The following is a 7,597-nucleotide window of genomic DNA, read 5'->3' as shown; positions in this document are numbered from 1 at the left end:
TGTTATAACCACATTATACAAGGAGGAAATTGTGAATATTATAAAATATAAATATAATCCCATAATAACATTTAAAGATGTGGTTCCTTCAAATAGTAAGTTTCAAGTTATAGGAGCCTTTAATGCTGGAGCAATTCAATACAATGAGGAAACAATTCTATTGCTTAGAGTAGCTGAAAGAGTTAAGCAAAGTGATGAAAAATGCATGGAAGTTCCAATTTTTAATAATGAAAATAGATCTTTGGATATTATGAATATATCTAGAGAAAATAAGAATTATGATTTTACAGATTCAAGAGTTGTTAGAAGAATGGATAGTAATTCTGATTTTTCATATCTTACTTCCATGTCCCATATAAGGCTTGCAAGAAGTAAAGATGGGTTTAATTTTAAAATTGATGATAAACCTTTTATATTTCCTGACAACAAATATGAAAGTTTTGGAATAGAGGATCCAAGAATAACCAGAATAGATGATAATTATTATATTACCTACAGTGCTGTGTCCAATTATGGAATAGTAGTTGGCTTGGCTGTAACAAAAGATTTTAAAAATTATAAAAGATTGGGTAATATATTCAGTACTGAAAACAAGGATGTTGTTATTTTTCCTGAAAGAATAAATGGAAAATATTTTGCATTGAATAGGCCTGTATCAAAAAGTACAGGTAAACCCATTATATGGATATCAGAATCTAATGATTTAATTCATTGGGGAAATCATGAAATATTGGCGGATACAAGAGAAAATTACTGGGACTGTAAAAAGATAGGAGCAGGAGTACCACCTATTAAGACCAAACATGGATGGCTTGAATTATATCATGGTGTAGATGAAAATGAGCATTATTGCATGGGTGCACTGCTTCTGCAACTGGATTGCCCTAAAAATATTATTGCCAGAAGTGAAACCCCAATTCTTGTACCTAGTGAAAGTTATGAGACAGAGGGATTTTTCCCAAATGTTATTTTTTCTTGTGGAGCTGTAGAAAGATGTGATAAATTATATATATACTATGGAATATCAGATAATTCTATTGGACTGGCAATAACCAGTATAGATGATATTTTAAATACATTGATAAAGTAGGAATAATAATGAAAAAAGAAAATGATAGTAAGTTGTATTTTTGGGATTTTGCAATGCTGTGGTGCGGAGCAGCCATATCCATAGCAGAAATAATGACAGGTGGCCTTATAGCACCTTTAGGATTTAAATGGGGACTAATAGCAATTATATGTGGACATGTTATAGGAACAGCCATATTAGTAATCGGAGGAATAATTGGAAGTCGGGAAAAAATACCCGCAATAACTTCTACAAGAATATCTTTTGGAGTTTATGGATCCTATATATTCTCTGTATTGAATATATTACAGCTTATTGGCTGGACTGCAGTTATGATAAATACTGCCGCCCAATCTCTAAATCTTATAAGTGTTAAAATGTGGAATATAAATAATGTTGCATTGTGGAGCTTTGTAATTGGATTATTGGTTGCAATATGGATAATTGCTGGAATGGTAGGATTTAAGAAGATAAATACTATAGCAGTTGCACTTCTTTTTATTCTTACTATAGTTATGGGGTGGGTTATATTTAAAAATAATAACATCTATCATAGTACTGCTCAAAATAGCATATCATTTGGTTCTGCACTTGAACTTGTAATTGTAATGCCGCTTTCCTGGTTGCCTATGATAAGTGATTATACAAGGTTTGCAGTGAATGGAAAACAGGCAAGTGCAGGAAGCTTTTTAGGATATTTTATAGGAAGCTCATGGATGTTTATTATAGGTCTTGGAGCTGCTATTTTATCTAAAAATAGTGATCCATCAGCAATTATGCTGGCTTCAAATCTTGGTATAATAGCTTTTGCAATTGTAGTACTGTCTACAGTTACAACAACTTTTATGGATGTGTATTCAGCTGGAATCTCATTTTTAAATATAGTTCCAAAATTCAATGAAAAAATTGCAGCTGTAGTCATAACTATTATAGGAACTGTTATTTCACTTGCATTCAGTACAGATATCTATATGAATTTCTTGTATGCTATAGGTTCTGTATTTGCCCCATTGTTTGCTGTTTTATTAGCAGATTATTTTCTGAAGAAAAAAAGAAAAATAGAAGACACACTTTTATTAAATGTAGGATCGATGTTAGTTTGGATTGTTGGAATAATAGTTTATTACATATTCATAAAAATTGATTTTGTATTGGGAGCTACTGTTCCTAGTATGATATTGACTGCATTAATATATATTATTGGGTGGAATTATATAAATAGATGGAAGATAGTTAGATGAGTACCACAGTATGATTAAAATTCCAAATTGGTGGTTCTTTTTTTATCATGGATAATATGTAAAAATTATAGCATAGAGATTAACAGTATTTAATAATGCTTACTGGAGGAATTGGATATGAAAATAGGAGTTGTTATGGGAGGAATATCCTCAGAGAGAGAAATATCATTGGACTCAGGAAAAGAAATAATAAGTAGTTTCAATAAGGATAAATATGAGGTAGTCCCAATTGTTATAGATAAAAAAGAAGATATAATAACTAAAACAAAAGACATAGATTTTGCTTTTCTGGCACTTCATGGCAAATTTGGAGAAGATGGAACAGTTCAATCTGTATTTGAAACTTTAAATATACCATATTCAGGATGTGGACCTTTGACAAGTGCAATTTGCATGGACAAGGATATGACAAAAAAAGTTCTCAAGAGTGCAGAAATTAATACTGCTAGATGGTTATGTGTAAAGTCTTTAGGTGAAATAGATTATGATTATTTGGATGAAATAGGATATCCTGTATTTGTAAAACCTAATTCTGGAGGTTCAAGCGTAGCTACAAATCTTGTTAAAAAAAGAGAAGATATAGAAGATGCAGTTAAACTGGCTTTAAAATATGATGAAGAAGTTATGATAGAAGAGTATATAAAGGGTGATGAAGTTACTTGCTGCATACTAAACGGACAAACTCTTCCAATAATTTCTATAAAAGCTAAAACAGAATTCTTTGATTACAAGGCAAAATATGATTCAAGTTATTCAGATGAGTTGATTCTTAAGCTTGATAAAAATATAGAAGACAGCATAAAAAAGGTCTCGCTTGATTGCTGGAATGTACTAAAATGCAGAGTATATGTAAGAGTTGATTTAATTATAAAAGATGGAGTATCCTATGTTTTGGAACTCAATACATTGCCTGGAATGACAGCAAACAGTTTGTTTCCTAAGAGTGCAAAAGCCGTAAATATGTCTTACAGTCAACTTTTAGATAAAGTTGTTGAGTATTCCATTAAATAAAAGATTATCTATATAAACACTGTCTCATTAATTGTATAATTATGGGGTAGTGTTTTTTATTATATATATTAATTAAATGTAAATTATATGTTTTTAATTGCACGGTATACTTTATATTGTGTCAAAATAGAATTGTGAATTGTGAATTGTGAATTGTGAATTGTGATTGAGGTGTAACAATGTTTTTTGATATAAAGATTGACAAGAAAAGTCCTGTATATATACAGTTGAAAAATTATATAAAAAATATGATTTTAAGAGGTATGATGGCATCTGGAGAAAAGCTTCCATCTACAAGGGAAATGGCATCAAGATTGAAAATAAGCAGAAATACAGTAATGTGTGCCTATGATTTCCTTAAAGATGATGGACTTATATATATGAAAAAAGGAAAAGGTGCCTTTGTAGCAGATGTAAAAGTAGATTTTCAGGAAAAATGGAATGTAGATTGGAGCAATCGCATAAATAATTATGCCAAAAAAGCTACAGAATTAGATATAATTAAAAGTGAAGTAAAATGGGAAAAAGGTATGATATCATTTAAGAGTATAGCTCCTGATGATAAATTATTTGATGTAGAAAATTTTAAAAAATCCTTTTTGAACTGTATTTCAAGAGAAGGTGGAAAAATTTTAAATTACGGATATGCTCAAGGGTATAAATCACTTATAAAATATCTTTTAAAATACATGGAAAACAAGGGAATAAATACGACTGAAAAAGATATCATCATAACTAATGGTTTTACTGAAGGTTTTGATCTAATACTCTCCTGTCTTACTAATGCTGGAGACAGTGTAATCTGTGAAAATCCTACACACAACACTGCTATAAAAATAATGAAACTACATAAATTGAATATAGTAGGAGTAGCTATGGATGAAGATGGAATCAATTTAAAAGATTTAAAGATAAAATTAACAAGGCAAAAACCAAAACTGTCTTATTTCATACCTTCATATCACAATCCAACAGGAATTGTAATGCCGCCGGAAAAGAGAACCAAACTTTATAATATTCTAAGAGAAAACAATATACCAATAGTAGAAGATGGATTTAATGAAGAATTGAGATATTTAAGTGATCATGTATCACCTATTGCAGCATTAAGTGGAAATGGAAATAGTGTCATATATATAGGGAGTTTTTCAAAAATACTTTTTCCTGGTATTAGAATAGGATGGATACTTGCAGACAAACAGCTTATAGGTTATATTGAAAGTTTAAAGAGAAGCAGAAACATACACACATCATTTCTTGATCAGGCTGTCTTTTATGATTATCTAAAAGAAGGTAATTTTGAAAAATATATAAAGAAGGTAAGAAGATTTTACAAGGATAAGTATGAAAAGGCAATTGATTTTGCCAGAAAATATATTCCATATTCTAAAATATACGGAGAGGGGGGACTTCATATATTCATAGAAGTTTATGGAATAGATTCAAGGAAACTTCTTAACAGATGTTGTAAAAGAGGAGTTATATTTACTCCAGGAGATATATTCTATACAGATGGAGGAGGAGGTAATACTTTCAGACTTGGGTTTTCAAGAGTAAGTGATGAAGATATAGAAAGGGGATTCAAAATAATAGGTGAAGAAATAAAAAAATTAAAATCAGTTTAGAATTTATCAAGTATATATTATAATTATTTATATACTTTAATAGAATTGAGGAGTGCTTTCAATGAGGAAAATAGACGAAAAGATATTGTATAGAGGAAAGTGGATATCACTAAAGGAAATAACTTATAGAGGAAAGAAAAATGATGAATTGAAATGGGAAAGTGTAGAGAGAACTAATACCGTAAATACTGTAGTAATGTTATCAAAGCTTATTCCATCCAATAGGTACATATTAATAAAGCAGTATAGGGCTGCTATTGATAATTATGTAATTGGATTTCCAGCAGGGCTTATGGAAAATGATGATGCAGCGGAAAATGCACTGAGAGAACTAAAAGAGGAGACAGGATATATAGGAAAAGTAGGATCTGAAAGTCCACTTTTATATTCCAATGCAGCTCTCTTGTCAGATACGGTAAGATTGTTAGGGATAACAGTAGATGAAAATTTACCGGAAAATAAGAATCCAAAGCAGGAATTGGAAGATTCGGAGGATATAGAGGTAATTCTAATTGAACAACATAAAATAATTGATTTTTTAAAGAAAGAGCAGAAAAGTGGAACGGCATTGGGAATTGGATGTTGGTACGTATTCTGTGGGCTGCAAAATAATTAGCTGGGTGGGTCTGTGATATATGATAAAAGATTTGATTATAATATGCAGTATAATAAGTGCATGTGGCGTTATAGTAGTGATAGTTGTATTTATCAATTTGTTTTATCACAAAAAATAGGCCGGCATGGCAAGGTATAAGAGGTGTTTAATTTGGAAGACTGGCTTTTTAAAAAAGATGACTACATACCTAAAGGAAAATCAGATAAATTTATAGACAAGAGCATATTTTCCATTTTAAAGGTATTGTCACATATTAAAAGAAAAGACAAGTTTAAAAATGGATTTTTATATAGGATAAATCCTGCAATAAAGCTTGCTTTTATGATGCTCAACATTATATTTTTATCCATGTCAAGAAATTTTACATATGTACTGGCAATAGACATATACTTTTTATTGCTTCTTAGCATGCTTGATGCAGGTGAGATAAAAAGTATTCTATTATTGAGTATAGTAATACCAATTTTTACATTTATAATGCTTATTCCATCTATTGTTATGGGAAATTCCATAAACAGTATGATACTCATATTAAAAATATTTGGCACTATAATGATTGCCAATATTTTTTCTGCAACCACCAAATGGAGTCATATAACAAGATCATTAAAGATATTTTTTGTACCTGATATATTTATACTTGTATTTGATATAACTGTAAAATACATTTATATTTTAGGACAATTTGCATTGGACATGTTTTATTCTTTAAAACTTAGATCAATTGGGAAAAATAATAGAAAGTATACATCTGTTCCTAAAATAATGGGAAATTTGTTTCTAAAGTCAAATGAAATGGGAGAGGAAATGTATTCAGCAATGGAATGTAGAGGATTTACGGGAGAGTATACTACTGTCTCAAATTTCAAGATAACAGTTCGGGATGTTTTATATGCATCTGCAAGTGTACTTCTTATAGTGTTTTATTTCTATACGAAAGGATTGAAAGCCTAATTATGATAGAATTTAAAGATGTATGTTTTAAATACAAAGATATAGACGTACTCAAAAATGTAACCGTTAATATAGGTGAAGGAGAGTCTGTAGCACTTATAGGTGCCAATGGAAGTGGTAAGTCTACATTTTTAAAACTCTTAAATGGAATAGTGTTTTCACAAAAAGGCAAATATTACTTTGAAAAAACTGAGATATGTGAGAAAAGGATGAATGACAGTAAATATTCAAAATTATTTCATAAAAAGATAGGCTTTATATTTCAGAATTCTGATGCTCAACTCTTCTGTCCTACAGTATATGAGGAAATAGCCTTTGGACCAAGACAAATGGGTATGGATGAAAAAAGTGTCAAAAGTAGAGTTGAGGATTGTCTGGATTTACTTGGCATAAGTAATTTAAAACATAGACAACCGTATAATTTGAGTGGAGGAGAGAAAAAGAGAGTTGCCATTGCCTCCGTACTTGTACTTAATCCTGATGTTCTGACTTTAGATGAACCAATGAATGGAATAGACCCTAAAGGAAAAAAATTTTTAAGGGAGTTGTTTATTAAGCTCAATAAAGCAGGAAAGACTATAATATGCTCTACCCATGATTTTGAATATGTTGAGGGTGTTTTTGAAAGGGCACTTGTATTTTCAGAGTATCATAGAATCATAAGAGATGATAGTTATGAAAATATAATAGGCGATGAAAAATTTTTACAGGATAATAATATAAAATGACTAAAAGTGGTATATTATTGACATGAAATTTATATTGTAATATACTCATAAAAAAGAATATAAATAAATTCAGGTGCCTATTTTAGGTGAAAAGGGAATATGGTTAAAATCCATAACAGCCCCCGCTACTGTATTTGAAGACGAATCTTTTTTATGCCACCTTGATAGGGGAAGGCCAGAAGACAAGGATGAATCATAAGTCAGGAGACCTGCCTGGTGTTATTTTGTTTAAACTTTCGGAGGGAAAGTTCTCTAACTTGAATTATTCTGGATTATTTCGGATTTTAGAGGAGCAGTATACCTTTTGGTTTACTGCTTCTTGTATTAGACCAGCTAGTAAAAGTCAATAGAAA

The 7,597-nt window shown here is 30.4% G+C and carries 7 protein-coding genes and 1 riboswitch; all 7 genes read left to right on the top strand.

All coding sequences use genetic code 11. The features are described 5' to 3' along the window. Positions 1-31: 31 nt before the first annotated feature. The 7 genes from J418_RS0115125 (at position 32) to J418_RS0115090 (ending at position 7,244) form a co-directional block, all read left to right on the top strand. Positions 32-1,090 carry a glycoside hydrolase family 130 protein gene (locus tag J418_RS0115125; protein WP_023625334.1) on the top strand — a complete coding sequence of 353 codons (1,059 nt, stop codon included), beginning with the start codon at positions 32-34 and terminating at the stop codon, positions 1,088-1,090. 8 nt (positions 1,091-1,098) lie between these two features. Further along, complete coding sequence (gene cytX / locus J418_RS0115120) at positions 1,099-2,310, top strand: putative hydroxymethylpyrimidine transporter CytX (protein ID WP_017896016.1); 1,212 nt, start codon at positions 1,099-1,101, stop codon at positions 2,308-2,310. A 117-nt stretch (positions 2,311-2,427) separates the two neighbouring features. Then, positions 2,428-3,321 (top strand): D-alanine--D-alanine ligase, encoded by an 894-nt coding sequence (locus J418_RS0115115; protein ID WP_017752782.1) that lies wholly within the window; start codon positions 2,428-2,430, stop codon positions 3,319-3,321. A gap of 179 nt (positions 3,322-3,500) precedes the next feature. Then, positions 3,501-4,946: a MocR-like pyridoxine biosynthesis transcription factor PdxR gene (pdxR, locus tag J418_RS0115110; protein WP_017752781.1), complete on the top strand. Its 1,446-nt coding sequence runs from the start codon at positions 3,501-3,503 to the stop codon at positions 4,944-4,946. Between the two features lie 61 nt (positions 4,947-5,007). Beyond that, entirely contained in the window at positions 5,008-5,562 is a 555-nt protein-coding gene (locus tag J418_RS0115105) for an NUDIX domain-containing protein (RefSeq protein ID WP_017896015.1), read from the top strand. A gap of 150 nt (positions 5,563-5,712) precedes the next feature. Beyond that, on the top strand, positions 5,713-6,516 hold the full coding sequence (locus tag J418_RS0115095) for an energy-coupling factor transporter transmembrane component T family protein (RefSeq protein ID WP_017752778.1): 804 nt from the start codon (positions 5,713-5,715) through the stop codon (positions 6,514-6,516). 2 nt (positions 6,517-6,518) lie between these two features. Continuing rightward, positions 6,519-7,244, top strand: a complete 726-nt coding sequence (locus J418_RS0115090) for an energy-coupling factor ABC transporter ATP-binding protein (protein ID WP_017896014.1) — start codon at positions 6,519-6,521, stop codon at positions 7,242-7,244. Positions 7,245-7,298: 54 nt separating this feature from the next. Beyond that, a riboswitch (cobalamin riboswitch) is annotated at positions 7,299-7,475 on the top strand. Positions 7,476-7,597: the final 122 nt, after the last annotated feature.

Source organism: Clostridium tyrobutyricum DSM 2637 = ATCC 25755 = JCM 11008 (genome assembly GCF_000359585.1).
GTDB lineage: Bacteria > Bacillota > Clostridia > Clostridiales > Clostridiaceae > Clostridium_B > Clostridium_B tyrobutyricum.
Note: the sequence above shows the minus strand (reverse complement) of the source record. Positions and strands in the feature narration are given on the sequence as shown.